The organism is Candidatus Bathyarchaeota archaeon, from assembly GCA_018396705.1.
Taxonomy (GTDB): Archaea; Thermoproteota; Bathyarchaeia; order Bathyarchaeales; family Bathycorpusculaceae; genus DRVP01.
Genome location: JAGTQZ010000005.1, coordinates 22,378 through 42,901, shown reverse-complemented (window position 1 = coordinate 42,901; position 20,524 = coordinate 22,378). Strand labels below are relative to the sequence as shown.

At 41.8% G+C, this 20,524-nt stretch carries 19 protein-coding genes; 13 read left to right on the top strand and 6 right to left on the bottom strand.

Annotated elements, in window-relative coordinates; genetic code table 11:
- Both KEJ24_06475 and KEJ24_06470 read right to left on the bottom strand, forming a co-directional pair.
- A partial coding sequence (locus KEJ24_06475; GenBank protein MBS7647462.1) for an oxidoreductase occupies positions 1–463 on the bottom strand: 463 nt, incomplete at its 3' end.
- On the bottom strand, positions 464–3,088 hold the full coding sequence (locus tag KEJ24_06470) for a molybdopterin-dependent oxidoreductase (protein ID MBS7647461.1): 2,625 nt from the start codon (positions 3,086–3,088) through the stop codon (positions 464–466).
- 240 nt (positions 3,089–3,328) lie between these two features.
- Here KEJ24_06470 and KEJ24_06465 point away from each other — a divergent pair, with 240 nt between their 5' ends.
- Positions 3,329–3,958, top strand: a complete 630-nt coding sequence (locus KEJ24_06465; GenBank protein MBS7647460.1) for a hypothetical protein — start codon at positions 3,329–3,331, stop codon at positions 3,956–3,958.
- 67 nt (positions 3,959–4,025) lie between these two features.
- Here the strand turns inward: KEJ24_06465 and KEJ24_06460 are convergent, their stop codons facing one another.
- Both KEJ24_06460 and KEJ24_06455 read right to left on the bottom strand, forming a co-directional pair.
- Entirely contained in the window at positions 4,026–5,873 is a 1,848-nt protein-coding gene (locus KEJ24_06460; GenBank protein ID MBS7647459.1) for an aldehyde ferredoxin oxidoreductase family protein, read from the bottom strand.
- Positions 5,874–5,952: 79 nt separating this feature from the next.
- Complete coding sequence (locus KEJ24_06455; GenBank protein ID MBS7647458.1) at positions 5,953–6,975, bottom strand: amidohydrolase; 1,023 nt, start codon at positions 6,973–6,975, stop codon at positions 5,953–5,955.
- Positions 6,976–7,191: 216 nt separating this feature from the next.
- On the opposite strand from KEJ24_06455, the gene KEJ24_06450 reads away from it, so the two are divergent.
- The gene (locus KEJ24_06450) at positions 7,192–7,794 is read left to right on the top strand and encodes an isochorismatase family protein (GenBank protein MBS7647457.1); all 603 of its coding nucleotides are present in this window, start codon (positions 7,192–7,194) and stop codon (positions 7,792–7,794) included.
- A 23-nt stretch (positions 7,795–7,817) separates the two neighbouring features.
- Here KEJ24_06450 and KEJ24_06445 read toward each other — a convergent pair whose 3' ends face one another.
- A complete protein-coding gene (locus KEJ24_06445) occupies positions 7,818–9,155 on the bottom strand; it encodes an ABC transporter substrate-binding protein (GenBank protein MBS7647456.1) in 1,338 nt (445 codons plus the stop codon).
- A 69-nt stretch (positions 9,156–9,224) separates the two neighbouring features.
- Complete coding sequence (locus KEJ24_06440; GenBank protein MBS7647455.1) at positions 9,225–9,512, bottom strand: MoaD/ThiS family protein; 288 nt, start codon at positions 9,510–9,512, stop codon at positions 9,225–9,227.
- A gap of 153 nt (positions 9,513–9,665) precedes the next feature.
- Here KEJ24_06440 and KEJ24_06435 point away from each other — a divergent pair, with 153 nt between their 5' ends.
- The 11 genes from KEJ24_06435 to KEJ24_06385 all read left to right on the top strand — a co-directional run bounded on the left by KEJ24_06435 (position 9,666) and on the right by KEJ24_06385 (position 20,444).
- Entirely contained in the window at positions 9,666–10,388 is a 723-nt protein-coding gene (locus tag KEJ24_06435; GenBank protein MBS7647454.1) for an ABC transporter ATP-binding protein, read from the top strand.
- Between the two features lie 10 nt (positions 10,389–10,398).
- Entirely contained in the window at positions 10,399–11,106 is a 708-nt protein-coding gene (locus tag KEJ24_06430; GenBank protein ID MBS7647453.1) for an ABC transporter ATP-binding protein, read from the top strand.
- 1 nt (position 11,107) lies between these two features.
- Positions 11,108–11,983 carry a branched-chain amino acid ABC transporter permease gene (locus KEJ24_06425; GenBank protein ID MBS7647452.1) on the top strand — a complete coding sequence of 292 codons (876 nt, stop codon included), beginning with the start codon at positions 11,108–11,110 and terminating at the stop codon, positions 11,981–11,983.
- Position 11,984: 1 nt separating this feature from the next.
- The gene (locus tag KEJ24_06420; protein MBS7647451.1) at positions 11,985–12,917 is read left to right on the top strand and encodes a branched-chain amino acid ABC transporter permease; all 933 of its coding nucleotides are present in this window, start codon (positions 11,985–11,987) and stop codon (positions 12,915–12,917) included.
- 163 nt (positions 12,918–13,080) lie between these two features.
- The gene (locus tag KEJ24_06415; GenBank protein MBS7647450.1) at positions 13,081–14,064 is read left to right on the top strand and encodes a 3-hydroxyacyl-CoA dehydrogenase family protein; all 984 of its coding nucleotides are present in this window, start codon (positions 13,081–13,083) and stop codon (positions 14,062–14,064) included.
- Positions 14,065–14,211: 147 nt separating this feature from the next.
- Positions 14,212–15,177: a 3-keto-5-aminohexanoate cleavage protein gene (locus KEJ24_06410; protein ID MBS7647449.1), complete on the top strand. Its 966-nt coding sequence runs from the start codon at positions 14,212–14,214 to the stop codon at positions 15,175–15,177.
- A 50-nt stretch (positions 15,178–15,227) separates the two neighbouring features.
- The gene (locus KEJ24_06405) at positions 15,228–15,584 is read left to right on the top strand and encodes a cupin domain-containing protein (protein MBS7647448.1); all 357 of its coding nucleotides are present in this window, start codon (positions 15,228–15,230) and stop codon (positions 15,582–15,584) included.
- Between the two features lie 65 nt (positions 15,585–15,649).
- On the top strand, positions 15,650–16,423 hold the full coding sequence (locus tag KEJ24_06400) for a glucose 1-dehydrogenase (GenBank protein MBS7647447.1): 774 nt from the start codon (positions 15,650–15,652) through the stop codon (positions 16,421–16,423).
- A 77-nt stretch (positions 16,424–16,500) separates the two neighbouring features.
- Positions 16,501–18,480 carry an acetoacetate--CoA ligase gene (locus tag KEJ24_06395; GenBank protein ID MBS7647446.1) on the top strand — a complete coding sequence of 660 codons (1,980 nt, stop codon included), beginning with the start codon at positions 16,501–16,503 and terminating at the stop codon, positions 18,478–18,480.
- 160 nt (positions 18,481–18,640) lie between these two features.
- Positions 18,641–19,654 carry a CoA transferase subunit A gene (locus KEJ24_06390; GenBank protein MBS7647445.1) on the top strand — a complete coding sequence of 338 codons (1,014 nt, stop codon included), beginning with the start codon at positions 18,641–18,643 and terminating at the stop codon, positions 19,652–19,654.
- Between the two features lie 16 nt (positions 19,655–19,670).
- A complete protein-coding gene (locus KEJ24_06385; GenBank protein ID MBS7647444.1) occupies positions 19,671–20,444 on the top strand; it encodes a 3-oxoacid CoA-transferase in 774 nt (257 codons plus the stop codon).
- The last annotated feature ends 80 nt before the right edge of the window (positions 20,445–20,524 follow it).

The following is a 20,524-nucleotide window of genomic DNA, read 5'->3' as shown; positions in this document are numbered from 1 at the left end:
ATATCAGTGCTCCAGTTGGACATGCCTGCACACATCTCGGCTCTTTCCAGCCTTTGTCAAGGAGGTGGGCGCAAAAAGTACATTTCTGCGGAATTCTTCTCTCCTCATTCCAGAAAATAACGCCATACGGGCAAGCTTCGACTAACTGTTTCTGACCGAACGATTTTGCTGGGTCAATTATTATGATCCCGTCTAGCCTTTTGTAAATTGCACCGTTTTTTGCCCTGTCAATACATGGCGCGTTGTCGCAGTGCATGCAGGGTACGGGCATATATGCCACGCGCACATGGGGGAATTGGCCCCTCTCCCTTGTGAAAACCTGCATCCAGAAATGTCCATGCCTAGGTTGCGCTGACGAATATGGAGGATATTCGTTATCCCAGAATTCATCTTTACATGCAATGAAACAGTTGTAACATCCGTTGCATTTCGTTATGTCAACCACCATTGCCCAATTCGCCATTTACTGTCCCCTCCACTTCTCCACTTCCACTAGGCAAGAGTTAGGCGCCATACCGCAAGCATTTTTAGATTGATATCTTGAAGGCGTTAGTATGTTTAGACAGCCCCCACGGTCCACCGAGTTTGGATCACCGGGTTCACCGATTGGTTCATAGATGTTGCATGACTCCCATCCGTGGACAACACCCGGTCTGACTCTATGTGTTACTTTTGCCACGCAGAGGACGGATCCTCTATCATTGTATACCCTAACTATGTCACCGTCCTTAATTCCACGAGCTTCAGCGTCCAAAGGATTGATGCGAATAATCCAATAATAGTGTCCATCTTCTTTAAGCACCCTATGTTCTGGAATTTCGTTTATCCATGTTCCCTTACCGTCATGGTGCGTGTGATAGGAATATCGAGGGTGAGGAGTAACCATTTGCAATGGGTATTTTTTGGTAAGTTCGCTTAGATGCCCCTCCCATGATGGAATAAAGCGTGGCAGTGGTGGTCTCTCTTTATCATTTGGGTCAAAACGCATGAGGGTTTGTGAAACAAATTCTATTTTGCCAGTTGGTGTCGGCAAGCCAACCCGGTTAATTGGGCTATCCCGTGGAGCTGGACCCCAATCAGGTGTATCCTTTGGTCTGCCTTCATAGAACCAGCGTAATGCAGGGGTAGGCCTATATGGCTTAGGAAGTGGAACGACAAAGTAACCTTTTCTTTTGAATTCCTCCCATGTTATATATTTTGGCAGGTCGCTGACATCAAACATTCTTCTAACCCAGTCGAGCTCAGTCATGCCTCCTTCGGTGAATTCATCATAGAAACCTAATCTTTTGGCTATTTCAGCAAATATTTGGTAGTCAGATTTAGATTCACCCAGCGGTTCTATGCATTTCATCTGAAGAACAATAACTCTATGATTTGTCCCGCATGAAGAATGTGGTATGTATCCTGAACAACTAGCCCACTCACCTATATCCCAACGCTCAAATTGTGTACAAGCGGGTAATATGATATCTGCAAATTTTGTTTCTGGTTCATTAACGAACATTGTCTGGTTTACAACAAATTCCAATTTTGAGCTCCTGTACATTTGAGCCCATTTATTTGTCTCCGTCATGGTGCCAATGTAAGATCCACCGTACCTGTATAACATTTTCACTTCATTATAACCTTTCGTGGGATATGTAAAGGATCTAAACTGGCTTTCTATCGATTCACCGCTAAATCCTCTGGCTTTCCATTCGACAGGGGGATTTAATATTGCTTCCGGGAGTTTCAATCGGGGTATGTGCTGGAATATGCGACATACAGTGGGTTTCTTAACCATTCCTCTTCCAAGCAACTCAAAGGTCGCAGCTGTTTTGTCAGGATCTCCACAAATTCCACCTTCTGCGTATCCTGGGAAATAAAAGCCAGCATTGAATGGGGCTCCCTTTGTGGTTCCCCATATGTTAACTCCAGGTTTTCCCAGCCCTTGCATTGCAGCCAAAAGAACCATCATTCTGGCCCATTCATGCCCATAAGCTGCTCTGCAGGCACCTCCCCATCCACCTAACCCTCCGGCAGCCAACATCGTCCTTTTTGAGGCCCACTCTCTCGCCAAAGCTCTTATTTCTCTTGCGGGTATACCTGTTAATTCCTCAGCCCATTTTGGAGTTTTAGGAGTTTGATCTTCTTCTCCCAGAACGTATTTTTTAAACTCCTCGAAGCCATACGTGTGAGTTGCCACATACTCTTTGTCATACCTCTCCTCGGTGATCCAGACATATGCTATTGCCAGCGCAAGAGCAGTATCGGTTCCCGGTCGGGGAGCAAGCCATTTATCAGCAAACAATACTGCAGTATAGTTGTAATATGGATCTATGAAAACCATTTTCACTCCTAAATCTCTTAACCACTGCCGCCATGGAGCAGATTCGTATCCCTGATAGCCTATCGCGCGCGTTGAGTCCGGATCGGAGGACCAAAAAACAATCATTTCACAATTTTTCAATGCATCTTCCAACAAGTCGTACTGCTCCGGCACACCTAACCTCCAATAGAAACCCCAATGATGCATTGCACCCCAGTGCCATCCTTCCCAACTATCCGGATTATGTTCAACATACGTAAAACCTAGAAGATTGAAGAATCTATAGAAGGCGCTGTGTCGATATCCAATGTTTCCCCATTCATGATGGGATGAAGTTGTAGCTGCAATGGCTGCGGCACCATATTTCCGTTTTATACGTTGCATCTCGTTCGTGACTATTGTTAGGGCTTCCTCCCAACTAATACGCTCATACCCCGATTTGCCCCTGTTTTCTGGATGTCTATCACCGTCTGGATCAAAATCTACCCTCTTAAGCGGATAAAGCGCTCTTTCCGGAGAGTAAACCCTAGACCTGACGGTGTAAACATACGGAGCGAGCAAAGCTTTCCTTGGAGGAGAAAAACTCCTACCTCTAGCCTCAATGGTCCACGACTCAGCATCATCCGGCCCAAATATTATAGGAGTGACTCGCTTAATTTTCCCATCTTTAACATATACAAAAACAGGCCCACCGACTGTACAACTAGTAAAGATATTTGTTCCATCCTCAAGTTTTTTACCGAATTCCCTCTCGGGTTCGTGCAAGCGCTTTTCCTCCATTAAATTTAACTTAGTTTAATAATAAAACATTGTTATAAAACTTCTGATGTATGATATAGGAGATTCAATTAACTAATTTACATGATGAGTGAAGCACGTAAATGAGACAGAATCATAAGCCACCATCTAATACCAAACTTGATGGTTGCATGTTCTAGACATCACTGGTTGGTAGCACTTAACTTAAATAAAAGTGAAAACCTAAAAGTACTCACCCAAATTAACTGGGGGAGTAGTTAAATGCTAAAAGATTTAGAGTTGCCGTTCGAGCAAATTAACCGTCTCCTTGAACCTGGCTACTTGCCGTTTGAGAGCGGTTACATGCGTCTGTCCAATGGCTATTATCTTGTGGCGGTACTTACAAGGATGCCCTATTGCAAGAGGGAAATGATAGAGTGGTGGTTTGCGTATGGGTTATCTCCAAAGGAACACACGCAAATCTACAAACTTTGGCATCCAATAGATCATCTTTATGGCGCTTGGGACGACCAATGGAAACCTGGGCATTACATTGGGGCAAGCCACATAGTTGAAGAGACGTTAGGCGGCAAACCACCAGCTGCAAAATTAAGAATCCACTTCCAAGAACCATCAAAATTTTACGACACGTCAAGATTTGAGGAGGCGAGGGCAACCGCTATTTGTGCGCACTTGTTTTTAAGAAATGAAAAAATTGAGGTTGAAATTGGCCGTATGACTCACTTTGTTAGGGACAGAGATGTCGGGTGCGAAATGCGAAGCAGGTTCTGGCTAAATCCGAACTACGCGAACTACGAGATGGCCAAAAATCTTTTCCAACATTGTGTAGAGGAAATGAGAAACCTTGCCACAATTCTTCCATATTTATATGCTATTACAACCAATAAATGAAATAACTAGACGTACGCATTATCCCTTTTTCTGTCTTTTAGTAGTCAACAAAATATGAGGAAAGTTTTCATTTTATTCCCAGTTCAGATAGCTTTTCTTTTGTCGGTATCCCTGTTTCTTTGTCCCACCCTCTAGCATCGTAGTACTCATCTAACATTTTGTTTAAATCTTCAATACTGACCATTTGACCTTTTGATGGTCCTCCCGGTATTCCCTCTTCCATGAGTCTCGCTGGTAAGACGTCATCTTTCCTTGTGAATCCAGCCTTAACGTTGAATAACCTTGCAATATTATTCACTCTTTCTCCCGCTTTTTGCACTTCTTCAGCCTTTATCTCTAGACCCGTTAACGCCTCATAAAGCTCAGCGGTAAGCTCTAGGGCGTTCGCCGCTAATCCCATGTCAAATACGAACACGCAAAGAGGCATACAATCACAAACTGCTGTTCTGACGTCCTGATTCCATTTACATAGCCTGCCTTTACCTTCTATGGCTAATCTGTCAACCTTGTACGGAACTGGCACATTGAAAATTTCCTGTATCGCGTAGCCTCTATTGTGATCTGCTCCGGTGTATGCGGTAGCGTAACTTAATCCGTGAGCTTTTGCCCCTCTAACATCATATCCTGGGAGTTCCATGCCTTTGATGTGTAACGCGTATCTCTCAGAGCCTCTGCCGATTATTTTTGCTGCTTGTTTTACTCCTTCTGCCAATACGCTTCCGAAACCTTCTCTGAACGCTATCTTTCTAATCATCTTCAAGAAGGCTTCGTAATTGCCGAAGGTTAAATCTAAGCCGTCTACCTCATCTCGCGATAGAATGCCTTTTTCCACGAGTTCCATAGCAAATGCCACAGTAGCCCCTGTTGAAATAGTATCTAATCCGTATTCATCACATAATCTGTCAGCTGCTATTACCGCTGGAAAGTAGTTAACACCAACCATAGTTCCTAGACTATAGGTTGACTCAAACTCTGGGCCTTCCGTCATAAACCCGGCAAACGGGCCTTGCTTGACTAGTTTTACTTGTCCGCATCTCACTGGGCATCCATAACAACCAACTCTAGTGATTGTATAGGTTGATTGCGTTTCTCCGCCTAGAGTTTCTACCGGAGCAAAAATGCCTGTGGCTGTCCAGTTTTTTGCTGGTAAAATTCCTAATTCTGCAGTAACTTCCACCGTCATTGGGGTGCCCATTTTTGAAAAGGATGGATAAAGTACTGGGCTCTGTTTCATTAATTCATGCATTTTCTTGATGGCTTTTCTAAATCTGCCTTCATCAGCTGGTTTCACTTTATTTGTTCCTTTAACTGCTATAGCTTTCAGGTTCTTTGAACCCATCACAGCTCCTAAGCCCTTTCTTCCAGCAGCTCTCCTCTCGTTTATTATACAAGCATATCGAACAAGTTTCTCACCAGCAGGTCCTATACACGCGATCTTTGCATCTGGTCTGTTAAGTTTTTCTTTCAGTACGATTTGAGTGTCTGTGGTTGTGAGTCCCCACAGGCCAGATGCATCGCTAATGGTTACTTTGTCGTCTTCTATCCAAATATAGACTGGGGTATCAGCTTTCCCAGAAATCACCACTGCATCGTATCCTGCAAATTTAAGCTCCGCCGGAAAATACCCGCCGGAGAGCGACATCCCAACGGTACCAGTCAACGGAGACTTTGCCACAACTGCCATTCTGCTGGTGCATGGTGTCCCAGAGCCCACTAGCGGCCCGACAGAAAATATTAACTTGTTTTTCGGAGATAATGGGTCCTCTTTTGGATCAACTTCATCGTACAGGATTTTTATGCCTAGTCCTGCCCCGCCAATTACTGGGTAAACATAATCTGCATCAAGATTTTTTGTATACACTTCTCTAGTTGACAAGTCCACACAAAGTATTTTGCCAGCGTACCCGTGAGCCATTTTCAATGATCACCATTTTTAACATCCCATTGTTTTCATCTTCTAATAAAAATTTTCCTTACAGGTTTTCCCACCCATGTTAACGTATATTTAGTAAGGTTTTCGCATTCAAGTGGCATATCTTACTTTTTTCTTCTTCTGGTAATGGTAATGCTTTAACACGTTCAACAGCTTTCATTGAATCTTCATAAGGATAATCTGAAGCGAACAACACTCTATCACAGCCCATTACCTGAAGGGTACACATAATTGCAGGATTATGGAATTCGCCGCTTGTAGCCACGTACACATTGCTCTTAAAGTAATCACTTGGCTTTTTTGAGATTTTAATATCTACGTTTTTAGCAACCCATGGTCTTACAATTGGAAAGTCTAGACGGTTTAGTAGGAAAGGCATGGTTTCGCCAAAGTGGCCTAGCACAATCTTTAGATTCGGGTACCTATCAAAGATTCCACTCAGGATTAAACGCATCATGCATAGTGCTGTATCAAAGGTGAAACCGAAAGCTGGTCCAGCTAACGCATATCCATATGTATCACTGAGCACATCTATTGTTGGAACGGTAGGATGTAGAAATATTGGAACCCCTAACTTTTCTGCCTTTTCAAATATAACCCAGTATTTCTTATCATCAATGTAGGCTCCACGGATGTTAGAGTGAGTTTTCCACCCTCTAAGACCTAACTCTTTCACAGCGCGCTCAAGTTCATCAGCAGCCTCACCTGGATCTTGTGGGGCAAGTGCAGCTAATCCGACAAATCTATCTGGTTTTCTTTCAATAACTGAGGCAAGTTCGTCATTGACTTTTCTAGCAAGCTTTTTTCCTATTGAAGCTTCAAATTGTTCACATCCTGGAGCAGAGAGGCTGAGAACTTGCATTTTTACTCCAGCATCATGCATATCTTTGATACGTTTTTCATTCACGTCGAGAAGTCTTTCTAACAGTTGTTCGGTATGCGGCTCTTGCACGTGGGGAGTGTACCACAGCCAGTAGGTGCTCGTTGTTTCATCTTTTTTATATTTTGGGTGGTCCTCATTTTTCAGTAGAGTTTTAACATATTCTTTCGTGTAGAAGTGGGCTTCAAAGTCTACTATTTCCACACGTAACACCTTATTAATGATCATAACAACAAAATTGATTTTAAGGATAAATTTATTTACTTTTGCTTTAACTGTCTCTTCAAAAACTTTTAAGCAGCATTATAATAACGAATATCAAGACACTAGGGTTTGATATGGAAAGAGAAGCTATAACAATATTAGCTGATCCAGAACCTGTCAGTAAAGCTTACAGAGTCCGCAGTTATCGTAGTAGATATGCAAAACGCATTTGTAAGTCCTGGCGGAATGTTTGACATAATTGGCTTTGACTTGTCAAAATTTAGACGCGTAATCAAACCCACCAAGGACGTTTTAGATATTTCAAGGAAGCTGGGTTTAAAGATAATATATGTGAGGCATGTATACTCGCCAGATCTATCTGACGCTGGAAGTCAAAACTCCCCCAATTATTGGAAAGAATACAGCCTACTGTTAATGCGTAAAAGTCCGGAACTCAAGGATAAACTGTTAATCAAAGGAACATGGGGTGCTGAAATCATTGATGAAATTAAACCCTTGGCGGGGGATTTTATTATCGATAAACAAAGGTACAGTGGCTTTACTAACACAGAATTAGAGGACATACTAAAAAGTTTAGGTGTAAAATATCTGTTTTTCACTGGAATTGCTTTAAACATTTGCGTTGAATCCACAATTCGCGACGCATTTTCAAAGGATTTTTGGCCCGTTCTAATATCTGATTGCTGTGCAGCCACAGGGCCAAAATATACAAGGAGAGCAACTCTATGGAATATTAAACAACTTTTCGGCTGGGTTACCACTTCAAGAAACTACATTAAAGCACTTCGGGAATGTTAGAAAAAGATAAGGGAAATTTAGTTTTAGCTTAAGAGAAACATTTCTGCAGTTTCAGGTATTTCTGGGCTCTCCCAGTTGTAAATTATTTGCATTTCCCAAGGCCACTTTGTCCCTTTTACCCACTGGATAGCCACCGGTTTCACAACCACATAATGGTCTTTATATTGTATAAGACTTGAGACCGCCTGGTAACGTGCTTGTTGTTGAGGTGTTAACGGAGCCTTGAAATTGATAGGTCCAGCGATTGTATTCAAGTTTATGTTAGCCAAGGCTTCTTTTATTCTTGTTTTGTCAAGGCTTCCAGCCCTCTTAACAGCGTCTATCGCCACTTCAAGCACGCAGTGAGTAAGCCCTAAAACTGGTGTCCACTGTTTTTTACTGTAAGATTCCCAAGCCTCGATCAACTGGCTTGTGGTCTGACCTGTAATAGATGATCTGTAAGGATGATATCCTGACCACCATGTGTACCCTATTAGTCCATTAGGAAGATCGCCGCCGATTGCCTCAACCCATGACGGAAATAGTAAAGCCCTCGACATCGCGACGATTTTTGGCTTATAGCCCAACTCGTTACATTGTCTCCAGAGAGCCGCGAACTCCACAGAGCGCATGTTACCCGTTAGAATTTGTGCGTTAGCGCTCTTCCATGTATAAATATATGACGAATAATCAGATGTACCATATGGCACCAGTCCTGCGTCCACAATTGTGTACCCGCGTGCGGCTGCAACCCTATTTATTGATTCTGAATAGCCTCTGCCATCAGGGTCATCTGCATTGATCATGGCTACAATTTTGTTTACTTGCTCTCCTGCTGAATCAAATAAGTCAAAGAATAGCACCGCATAGTCTGGTTCAGCCAGACCTATACAGTATGACCATTCGTAGGGTCCGCCCATCAACCATGATATTATTATCGTTTGAGAAACTATGCAAGGTACTCCGTATTTTTCACATTGTGCGCTTATAGGATTGGTCATAGCTGGAGAGTACAAAGCCAACATTATATCAATGTTCTCTTTTGTTATTAGTTCGGCCGCTATGGTTGCTGCTTGGTCACTGTCGCTTTTGGTATCTCTCAGAATCACTTTTATGAACACTTTTCTGTTATACTCCGATAGGTGCACACCGCCTAACTCTTTATTAACATAATCCTCAACCTGCTGAACGACCCAAGGTGTGGTTTCTGCAAAACCAGCGAGCACTCCTGTAATAGGTGCTGGCCAGCCAATTTTGATATATTCTGGTCCGGAAGGTTGCATCAAAAAGTAGTATGCCCCAATAACAACAGCAGCCACCACAACTACAACGATGACGATTGTCGCTTGAACTTTTGTCATAGCAGCTGCTGTCCTTTTCATAACTTCAATCCCTCGCATAGAGTCTTAAAACGCTTGTTCTTTTTAAGTTTTTAGCAACAAAACTGACTATTATCCTCCACCTACTGGAGGAATAAATGAAACTGTGTCGCCATCTGCAAGTGTTGTGTTAATTCCATTGAAAAAGTCTATTTGTAGGCCATTAACCAGAATTGTTATTATTGGATTTAGTTTCCCGTTGGGTCCTATTAAGACGCTTTCAACTTTATCTCCATACCGCTCGATTAGAATTTGGATTAGATCTTTAATTGTTGCACCTTCCTTCAGTTTTAGCGTTAGCTCTCTTGCACCAAGCATGTCTTTTAGATGAAAAAGAGCTCGAATCTTGATTGTTATCAAGCTGACATCCTCAAGTTGTCAAGATCACAACTCACTTTAGGTCCTTTATTTTTCTTCATTGTTTTTAACTTATTGATTAAAGTAAAGTTTTAATATTTAATAAAGGTTTATCTGTCAAAGATTGTTCAACAGCATTGTCAGAGTGCCTGTAACATGCTTGAAGGGACTGGTCTGATAAAGCGTTTCGGAGCTTTGGAGGCCATTAAAGACGTAAGTTTTAAGGTCAATGAAAAGGAAGTTGTCGGCTTAATTGGACCTAACGGTTCTGGAAAAACAACCCTATTTAATCTCATTTCAGGCGTTTATAAACCGGATTCAGGCAAAATAAAGTTTATGGGTGAGGATATTACTGGCCTCCCGTCGCATAAAATTTGTCGAATGGGTATCGCGAGGACTTATCAACTTGTGAGACCATTTCTAAACATGAGCGTTCTCGAAAATGTGATGGTCGGCGCGTTATATGGGGCTGGAAATGGATTAAGTAAAAGTCGCAGTGAAAGTCTCGAGTATTTAAGGTTTGTTGGACTGGATCATAAGAAAGATGTACCTGCACGTAACCTTAACATTTGTGAACGTAAATTTCTGGAGATAGCGCGAGCTCTTGCTACAAAACCTAAAATCCTGTTGCTTGATGAACCATTAAGCGGGTTAAACCCAAAAGAGATCAATGATGCCAAAGACTTAATTAAACGGATCAGAGATGATTTCGGTGTTACCGTATTTTGGGTTGAACATATCATGAAGGCTTTGCGAGGCATTGTGGAACGCGTGATAGTTTTAAACTATGGAGAGAAAATTGCTGAAGGCTCCTTTGAGGAAGTCACAAGTAACCAAAGGGTAATAGAGGCATATCTTGGGGAAAAATGGGTAATCTAAGGCGATGCATATGCTTGAAGTACGTAACATAAACGTTTTCTATGGTGAATTGCAAGTCCTCTGGAATGTGTCCCTCAATGTTAATAAGGGAGAGATTGCGACATTAATTGGTTCTAATGGGTCTGGTAAGACAACTCTTTGTAAAACTATTATTGGGGTATTAAGCCCAAAAAGCGGATCAATAACTTTCCTTGGAAAGCGAATAGACAAAATTTCCATACCGGAAATCATAAGGCAGGGGATAACCATCGTACCAGAAGGTAGGAGGATTTTTGGCCACATGACAGTGAGAGAAAACCTTGAGCTTGGTGCATATGCTTCAGAAACAAGAAAGGAATTAAAGGACGCTCTTGAATGGGTTTTCAACCTTTTTCCTATACTTAAGGAAAGGCAATCTCAGATCGCCGGATGCATGAGTGGCGGGGAGCAACAAATGCTTGCCATAGCACGGGGTTTAATGTCTAAGCCTAAGCTTCTGATATTGGATGAACCTTCGTTAGGGCTTGCTCCGAAAATAGTGATAAAAATATATGATATTATAAATAAAATACGCGATGAAGGCGTCACTATTCTTCTCGTCGAACAATATGCAGACCGTGCGCTTGCAAACTCAGACAGAGGTTTTGTTCTTGAGAATGGCAGAATAGTGATTGATGGTCCATCCCAAACACTCCTTAAAGACGAACGTGTCAAAAAAGCCTATCTGGGTGAGGAATAAAATGGATGTAAACATTTTAAACATTATAAACTTGCTATTCAACGGTTTTCTGCTTGGAGGACTTTTTGCTCTGGCAGCTTTTGGTTTATCTGTGCTTGCTGGAATAATGAGAGTTATAAATATAGCACACGGTGACTTTGCAATTTTAGCCGCGTATTTGTCATTTACTATAATGGACTTTCTGGGAATGGATCCGCTTCTAAGCATATTGATTGTTGCACCGATAATGTTTGCTGTGGGATATTTGTTCCAAAAGTTTACGATAAATAGGGTGCTTCCGATGGGTGGGAATCAACCAGTCTTGGTAACCTTTGCCTTAAGCATTGTAATACAAAATATTCTGCTTTTAGTGTTCACTGCAGATGCCCGAAGCATAATTCCAAGCTACATGCTTATCAACATTGATGTATTGGGCTTGAGCCCCTCTCCACGTTATCTCTTAGGTTTCGTTTCAGCTTTAATAGTGTTCATTGCTGTTTTCTTGTTTTTCAAGAAAACTTATCTAGGCAAAGCTATGCGGGCTGTGCCATTTGATCCAGAAGCTGCTAAGATGCTTGGAATAAAATCTGAAGTTGTTTACAATTATGCCGCTGGATTAGCCTTACTGGTTGTTGGGATTGCTGGTGTGCTTTTAGGTATGACCTTCACTTTCTATCCAGACACGGGCCCTACATACGTGTTGTTGTCTTTTGGAGTTGTTGTTATGGGAGGTTTAGGAAGCCTTAAAGGCTCTCTTGTTGGCGGTTTTATCATGGGTGAAGCATTAGTTTTTGGAGGCTACTTGTTTGGATCCCGCTTCCAGTTGATGTTCTGTTACCTTGTAATCTTGGCAATTCTTTACCTGAGGCCTCAGGGAATTTTTGGAGGGAAACTATAAGATGATTCAATTTAGAAAACAGCATATCTACATAATTGTCATACTTGCTTTAATGGCATCGCTGCCTCTTTGGGTTGGTGGATTTTTAAGAGACGCTTTAATACTGATATTGCTGTATTTGGCAGCTGCTGAAGTTTGGGGTTTTATGGCTAAACATGCGGGGATAGTATCTCTCGGTCAACAGATTTTTATGGGTGTTGGAGGCTACACAACAGCTGTTCTCGTCATGTATTATGGAGTGCCGATGTGGACAAGTGTAATAATCGCTAGTTTAATTGGAAGCCTGCTGGCGGCAGCGTTATCTTTTCCGCTTCTGAGATTGCGTGGCGTTTACTTTGCAATAGGCACCTTCCTTGCTGCTGAGGTTATTAGACTCTTCTTTAACGGCTGGGAATTCGTTGGTGCTGGTAAAGGATTAGTTTTTAGAGAAGCCTATTATGTTTCAACAGTTATCCTGTACTATCCTGCCTTAGTTCTGGGAATATTCTCGATTTTCCTTGTATATTTCCTTTACCATTCTAAACTAGGGTTCGGTTTAAGAAGCATAGGCGAAGATGAAGATGCTGCTTTAGGTTTAGGAGTTAACACTTTCAGGTGTAAGGCGCTGTGTTTTGTTTTAGCGTCATTTGTAACAACTCTTGTGGGGGCAGTTAACGCTATCCACCACACATATTTACATCCCACGTCCGCCTTTAGTATTTCTTGGACTGTAAATTTCCTTTTTGTTGCTGTTATTGGTGGAGTTGGTACGATATTTGGTCCCATTATAGGCAGTGTTATATTCGTGACGCTTGGATATTTACTCTCCCAGTATATCGGTCTCAGCCTTCTGTTAGAAGGGATCATTGTCTTAGCAATCTTGCTGATGCTTCCGGAGGGAATATGGGGAGTTATTTCAAGAAAACTTAGGTTGAAGCTAAAGCCACCGCTCTAACATCTTTTAAGATTCCCCTACACAGCGGAAGTCTGTGAAGAAAAGATAATTTTACAAAAACGTATAGTCCTAATGTGAATTAAAAATAAATGAATGTTAGAAATCATTCTCAGAATAGAAAAACTATTTATTAAGAAAGTAGGGTAAAAAAGGGGGAATCTCCATGTTTGGGAAAGATTCGGAAATTCGAAAGATTGCGGTCATTGGTGCGGGGATCATGGGGCATGGTATCGCTCAAACATGTGCATTGACCGGTTATCAGACAACAATTACTCGGAGACGCCGAGAGCTTTTTAAGGAGACATACGACCAAATAAAATCCGGTTTGGAGTTTTTAGTGAGGAATGGAATAATTACACAGAAAGAGGTGGAAAAGGCCCTTTCCAGAATAGAATTCAAAGAAACAATCTCTGAAGCTGCTAAAGATGCCGATTTTGTCATAGAAGCTGTTGTTGAAAATATGGATTTGAAAAAGAGCATCTTTAAAGAATTAGACGATACGTGTCCTAAACACACAATCCTCGCTTCAAATACATCGTCCTTCAGTATAACGGAACTGGCTTCCGTAACTAGCAGACCTGACAAAGTTATCGGAACCCACTGGTGGAACCCCCCACACCTTATGCCATTAGTTGAAATAGTTAAAGGAGAACGAACTTCGCAAGAAACCATTGAGATTACAAGAGATCTAATTACAAAGCTAGGCAAAGTGCCAGTTGTATGTAAAGATTCTCCTGGATTTTTAGGCGTAAGACTTCAAGCAGCCCTTGTTATAGAAGCTATCTCAATGTTGGAGCAAGGACTTGCATCCGCCGAGGATATAGATACTGCTGTAAAGATGACCCTTGGGTTGAGGCTTCCAATTCTTGGTCCGTTGGAGATAGTGGATCTTGGAGGCATGGATACCTTCCTTTATGCGTACACGTATCTTTACAACACTCTAGGAGACAAGTTTAAACCTCCAAACCTTCTTAAACATAAAGTGGAAACGAACGAGCTCGGAATCAAAACAGGAAAAGGCTTCTACGATTATACAAGCAGGTCGATAGAGGAAGTGGTGAAACGGAGAAACGAATGGCTCATAGAGCAACTAAAAAGCAGAGGATTACTTAAGTTTAGAGAACAACAATTTAGAGAACAACAATAATTAATTGGAAACGGTGATAATCTTTTAAAACATTTTTTATAATTCCTTACTCCAAATTTTTCTGAAAGATCTTCCGATGAAATGCATCGCTCTAAAATAAACGTTTTTAAGCCTTTTTGTTTACAAGATTGGGTAGGTGTTAAGCATATGGCTTGGAATTATAACGACCCTCGAGAGTATTTAAGATTAGTTCGAGCAGGGGAATTACCTCCACTAATAATATCTGTAGCCTTAACAGGCGGTGTTCATGGAAAAGAGGTTAACCCAAATTTGCCTGAAACTCCGGAGGAGCAAGCTCAGCAAGCCTATGAAGCGTATAAAGCCGGAGCGTCTATCGTTCACATTCACGCGAGGGATCCCAAAAAAGGTTATGCTAGTCCCTCCATTGATCCAGAAGATTACCGTAAAATAAACAAGAAGATTAGAGAATTATGTCCTGACATAATAATTAACAATACAACGGGAGGGGGACTTGGGCAATTAACCACCGAAGAGAGGATGAGGTCCCTTGAGGCCGACCCGGAGATTGCTAGTCTTAATATGGGTCCTCTCGCTTGGAAGATGCTTTTGAAGAAGAGAGAGCCCCCGCTTTCTGGAAGACCTGAGGACATAATGATGGATAGTGTTTGGCCGCCAACTTTCTCTTGGAGGGAAACTGAACTATATGCGCAAAGAATGTTGGAGAAGAATATTAAACCTGAACTAGAGGTTTATCATCAAGGACAATTCCAATTGGTTTATAATCTATTGGAAAAGAATCTCATCCGTCCACCTTTCCTCTTCCAGTTTGTTATGGGTGCTCCGAGTGCGGTGTTGCCGACACCTCAGAATTTGATGTCAATGTTGTATCATGTTCCTCCAAACTCGGTGGTCAGCGTAATAGGTATCGGTGCTTTTCAACTTCCTCTTGCGACAATAGCTATTGCTATGGGGCTTCACGTAAGAGTAGGTCTCGAAGATAATATATTTTACCGGAAAGGAGAATTAGCTAAAAGTAACGCGCAACTTGTTGAAAGGATTGTTAGAATTGCCAAGGAATTGGACCGTCCAATAGCGACGCCAGCGCAAGCAAGAGAAATGCTTGGATTACCCAAGGAGCCTAAGAAATATTAATGAAAAGTTTTAAAAGCAGAACATAGCGGATAATTCAGAAAGGTGTCGATATGAAGAAGGTAAAATTGGAAGAGGCTAAACCATATGCAGCAGCAGGTCACTTTAACATGGTTGCCCTGCGACTTCAACATAAAGAAACCACGGGTGTAGAGAACTTCTGGGTTGGTCTCTCACACTTCCTTCCAGGCGGGGGAGCAGAAATGTCCGCAAGCGATTTCGAAAAAGTTTACGTGATGCTTTCTGGGAAGGTTACTATAACAACTGAAGATGGTAAAGAAATAGTGCTAGAGCCTTTTGACTCTCTCTACATACCACCGGGTGAGAAGCGTTACTTAATTAACAAGACAAATATGCCTGCGAGCATGCTGGTTATTTGCAGCTATCCGAAAAGCGGTGGCAAAAAATGAATGCTTCATTCACGTCATCTGAAGAATATGAACGTGTATTGGAAGAGCGCATAAAGAGCGGTTCAATGGGTTTCCAAAAGCTCTTTGACTTGAAAGATAAAGTTGCCATAGTTACGGGTGGAAGCGGGGGTTTAGGGAGGCCAACGGCCTTAGGTCTCGCAGATTTTGGCGCAAATGTGGTGGTAGTGGCTAGGGATCTTACAAAACTTGAAAAAGTTAAGAGTGAAATCGAGAAACTCGGACGAAAATCCATGGCAATCAGTTGTGATGTAACAAAGCCTGAGGAAGTTAAAAATATGGTCAAACAAGTGGTGGACAATTTCGGAAGAATAGATATACTGGTAACCTATGCTGGAATGAATATTCCAAAACCAGCTGAAGATTATCCATTTGAGGATTGGAAAAAAGTCATGGACGTTAACGTTAATGGGGTGTTTTTAACATGCCAAGAAGTCGGCAAAGTTATGATAAGGCAGAGAAGGGGAAAAATAATTAATATTTCATCGGTCAGAGGGGTCTTCGGCATGCCGAGAAACTACATCGCTTACTGCACTAGCAAGGCTGCTGTAATAATGATTACCAGACAATTAGCTTGTGAATGGGCTCCTTTCAATATTCAAGTCAATTGTATAGCACCGACAGTTGTGGCAACCCCACTCACTGCACATATAATGCGTGACCCAGAACTTTCTAAGTCAATGCTTTCTAGAATCAGAATGGGCCGATGGGCATATCCTGACGACCTAATAGGTGCGGTAGTGTATTTTGCTTCTGATGCGTCAAATTTCGTAACGGGGCAGGTGCTTTTCATAGACGGTGGAGTAACAACATGGGCTTAAACGTTGTTTCAGTATATCTAAACTAAATTTGCGTTAATTTTTTATAACACCTTTTTTCTACGATAATATGGGGGACTTTGGGAAAACTATTATGGCAACCTTCTAGTGAACACGTGGACAAGTCAAATATTGCCCAGTTTATCAAGTTTGTTGATGAAAAGTATGGTCTTGAAATAGACCCGCATGCAGAAGGCTCCTACTTCCATCTTTATGACTGGTCAATAGAAAACTTACACAGTTTTTGGGCGGCCGTTTGGGAGTTTGTTGGAGTAAAATATTCTGAACCCTACACTAATTTAGTTGATGATTTAAGGAAGTTTCCTGGTGCAAATTGGTTCGTGGGAGCGAAATTAAATTTTGCAGAGAACCTTCTTAGGTATACTGATAATCATATAGCATTCATATCAAAAAATGAAATGGGTGAGCGTGTTAGGATTACTTATAGGGAGCTCTATAGGCTTGTTGCACGGTTAGCAAACTCGCTACGCGAAATAGGAATCACTCCGGGAGATCGTGTTTGTGCATATATGCCAAATATAGTTGAAACGAGCATTGCTATGCTTGCCGCTGCTGGTGTTGGCGCCATTTGGGCTTCATGTGGCATAGAATTAGGAACTAGTGCGGTAATAGACCGTCTTGGTCAAATAGAACCCAAAGTTCTTTTCACAGTGGATGGCTACCTCTATAAGGGGAAAAGCTTTAACACTTTGGATCATGTTAAGAAAGTTGTTAATGATGTTCCATCGATCAAAAAAATTATAGTGGTTCCATATCTGCAGGACAAGCCGGACATAAGCCTGATTCCTAACGCGGTTCTTTATGAGGATTTTTTATCATCAACGGAAAAAGCTTCATTTAGACAGGTTTCATCTAATCATCCTCTCTACATAATGTTTTCTTCAGGGACGACTGGTAAACCCAAATGCATGGTGCAAAGTTGCGGCGGAGTACTTGTAAATCATTTGAAAGAGCTAATTATACATAGTGATTTGAAGCGTACTGATCGGATAACGTATATAACATCGCCTAGTTGGATGATGTGGAATTGGCTTATGAGCGGATTAGCAACTGGAGCAACAATAATTCTCTATGATGGTAACCCCAATTATCCTGATTGGAGGACATTGTGGAAAATTATTGAAGACGAGGAAATATCCATCTTTGGATGTAGCGCAAGTTACATCAATTATTTGAGAGGAGTAAACGCTGAGCCTGGGAAAGAGTTTAACCTTGCATGTCTCCGTGAAATATCCCAAACGGGCTCACCCCTCTCAGCGGATGGTTTCGAATGGATCTATGAAAACGTCAAAAAGGATCTACATTTCAACTCAATATCAGGCGGCACAGATATTAATGGGTGCTTTGCTATCGGGTGTCCCATCCTTCCAGTCTACGCAGGCGAGCTGCAAGCTCCTGGCCTTGGAATGAAAATAAAAGCCTACGACGCAAGAGGTGAACCCATTTGGGACAAAGAAGGTGAGCTTGTATGCGAGGCTCCTGCTCCTTCGATGCCCCTTTACTTCTGGAATGATCCAAATAACGAGAAATATTTAGAGGCATACTTCACGTTTTATCCTGGAAAAAACGTTTGGAGACACGGTGACTGGGTTATATTTCACAGTGATACCAGGGGAATTACAATTTTAGGGAGATCCGACGCCGTTTTAAAACCATCAGGCGTGCGTATTGGAACAGCTGAAATATACAACGTTGTTGAGAGGCTACCTGAAATAGCTGACAGTTTGGCTGTGGGACAAAACTGGAAGGGTGATCAACGAATTATTCTTTTTGTAAAACTTAAGCCTGGTTACACGTTAACAGAAGATTTGAAGAGCAAAATCAAGAACGCCCTGCGTGAAGAGGCCTCTCCAAGACATGTTCCAGCGATAATTATAGAAGCACCAGATATCCCGTACACATATAACATGAAAAAAGTCGAAATAGCAGTTTCAAACATCATAAACGGCAGACCTGTCTTCAATAAAGACGCTATAGCTAATCCGGAGGCGCTAACCTATTTTGAGAAAATACTTCCAGATCTTCAAAAAGAAATTTAAGGTTTTGTGAAAATTCCTGCCCCCCACGGATCCAGAAATTCTAATAAAAAGACATTTTTCTTTCTTTTATAATAAAAATTCATTTTCAGCTGCATCAATCACGTAACGCTTAAATATTTCATAACCATCCAGTGTGTCCTTTCTGAGCACGGGGATTCATATGGAAGTTATCGAAGAAGGCAAGGCTGAGCTTTTGGGTTGGGTTGATCCCGAGGAGCATCGTGCGTGGGTTAGAGCGAATAAAAGTTCTAGGATGGAAAGCAAGGTTATGGATATTCGTGAAGCAATATCAAAGTTCGTGCAGGACGGTAGTTACATTGCATCAGGTGGTTTTGGTCACGTACGAGTTTCAATGGTGGCAATATACGAAATCATAAGGCAAAGAAAGAGGAATTTAATAGTTGCAGGAAAAACGTCAGTGCATGACCTTGACTGTCTTATTGCAGCTGGGTGCGTAAGTAAAGTAGAAGCTGGCTATTCCTTTGGACACGAAATGCGTGGCTTGTCACCGGCTTCTAGACGAGCTGTTGAAACTGGTAGAGTTAAGGTTGCTGCAGAATGGAGCAACGCTGCACTTCAATGGAGGTTTAAAGCTGCAGCTTCAGGATTACCTTGGATTCCAGCTTATATAATGATGGGTACCGACACATTCAAGCATAGTTCAGCAAAAATTGTTAAGGATCCTTTCACTGGTAGACCTATATGCCTCATTCCCGCATGCTTTCCGGACGTAGCGATAATACACGTTCATCGATGCGATGAATATGGCAACTGTCAAATAGATGGCATACTGGTAGAGGATTTTGAACTTGCAAGAGCCGCTAAAAGACTAATAATAACCACTGAGGAAATAATCCCGCATGAAAAAATTAGGGAGGAACCATGGCGAACTTGTATACCATACTTCTACGTAGATGCAGTTGTTGAAGCACCTTTTGGTTGCCATCCATGCAATATGCCAAACCGCTACTACTTTGACGAAGAACACATCGCTGAATACTTAAAAATGACACGAACAGAAGAGGGAACAAAAGAATACTTTGATAAATATGTTTACGGTGTTTCTGATTTTGATCAGTACCTTGAGCTTGTTGGAGGTATAAAGAAGCTGAATTACCTCAAGAAGCTTGAACAAGGAAGAGCAAAATTCGTTTATCCATGGGTTACATCTTGAACGGAGGGTGAATGCGATGTCAAAGCCAAAATATACATTAACCGAAATGATGATAGTATCAGCTTCAAGACTCTTAGAAGATGGCAAAACAGTTTTCACCGGTACAGGCATGCCAATACTTGCTGCACTTCTTGCCAAATGCACCCACGCTCCAAAATTAGCTATCATTTACGAAGCTGGAGGTATGTGTCCAGATAAACCCCCAACAATACCTCTCTCCGTAGGTGATTCGATGACCACTCATAAAGCTATTATGGCAGCCAGTATGGACTACACTATGTGTTTTATTCAGGCCGGCTATGGTGAATACGCTTTCCTCGGGGCTGCTCAAATAGATATGTATGGAAACATAAACACAACCGTCATCGGACCCTATGAAAAGCCCAAAGTTAGGCTTCCAGGAAGCGGCGGAGCAAACGACTTTGGCTCTCTATGCTGGAAAACGATAGTATTGATGAAACAAGACAAACAACGTTTTGTAAGAAAACTTGATTTCCTAACAACACCAGGGTACCTCACTGGTCCGGGTGCAAGGGAAAAGGTAGGATTACCCCGCAATACCGGACCATGGAGAGTTGTCACACAGCTGGGAATCTACGGGTTTGACAAAGAAACCAAGAAAATGAAATTGATATCAGTACATCCCAACGTAAGTGTTAAAGATGTACAAGAAAATAGTAGTTTCCCCATACAAATCCCCGATAAGGTTGAAACCACACAGGAACCGACAGATAAAGAGTTAGCAATATTAAGAAGTTTAGATCCTTATAAGGTTGTACTTCGCAAGTAGCTGGAAGAGGAACACGCTTAACAGTTGGAACTGTTAGAAGTTAATTAAAAATTTTGTTTTGGAGAAAATTTTTAAGCGTC

Excerpts from the sequence above, each read along its gene's own strand:
- KEJ24_06470 (MBS7647461.1), bottom strand. The coding sequence starts at position 3,088 with ATGGAGGAAAAGCGCTTGCACGAACCCGAGAGGGAATTCGGTAAAAAA.
- KEJ24_06465 (MBS7647460.1), top strand. The coding sequence starts at position 3,329 with ATGCTAAAAGATTTAGAGTTGCCGTTCGAGCAAATTAACCGTCTCCTT.
- KEJ24_06460 (MBS7647459.1), bottom strand. The coding sequence starts at position 5,873 with ATGGCTCACGGGTACGCTGGCAAAATACTTTGTGTGGACTTGTCAACT.
- KEJ24_06450 (MBS7647457.1), top strand. The coding sequence starts at position 7,192 with ATGCAAAACGCATTTGTAAGTCCTGGCGGAATGTTTGACATAATTGGC.
- KEJ24_06445 (MBS7647456.1), bottom strand. The coding sequence starts at position 9,155 with ATGAAAAGGACAGCAGCTGCTATGACAAAAGTTCAAGCGACAATCGTC.
- KEJ24_06435 (MBS7647454.1), top strand. The coding sequence starts at position 9,666 with ATGCTTGAAGGGACTGGTCTGATAAAGCGTTTCGGAGCTTTGGAGGCC.
- KEJ24_06430 (MBS7647453.1), top strand. The coding sequence starts at position 10,399 with ATGCTTGAAGTACGTAACATAAACGTTTTCTATGGTGAATTGCAAGTC.
- KEJ24_06425 (MBS7647452.1), top strand. The coding sequence starts at position 11,108 with ATGGATGTAAACATTTTAAACATTATAAACTTGCTATTCAACGGTTTT.
- KEJ24_06420 (MBS7647451.1), top strand. The coding sequence starts at position 11,985 with ATGATTCAATTTAGAAAACAGCATATCTACATAATTGTCATACTTGCT.
- KEJ24_06415 (MBS7647450.1), top strand. The coding sequence starts at position 13,081 with ATGTTTGGGAAAGATTCGGAAATTCGAAAGATTGCGGTCATTGGTGCG.
- KEJ24_06410 (MBS7647449.1), top strand. The coding sequence starts at position 14,212 with ATGGCTTGGAATTATAACGACCCTCGAGAGTATTTAAGATTAGTTCGA.
- KEJ24_06405 (MBS7647448.1), top strand. The coding sequence starts at position 15,228 with ATGAAGAAGGTAAAATTGGAAGAGGCTAAACCATATGCAGCAGCAGGT.
- KEJ24_06400 (MBS7647447.1), top strand. The coding sequence starts at position 15,650 with ATGGGTTTCCAAAAGCTCTTTGACTTGAAAGATAAAGTTGCCATAGTT.
- KEJ24_06390 (MBS7647445.1), top strand. The coding sequence starts at position 18,641 with ATGGAAGTTATCGAAGAAGGCAAGGCTGAGCTTTTGGGTTGGGTTGAT.
- KEJ24_06385 (MBS7647444.1), top strand. The coding sequence starts at position 19,671 with ATGTCAAAGCCAAAATATACATTAACCGAAATGATGATAGTATCAGCT.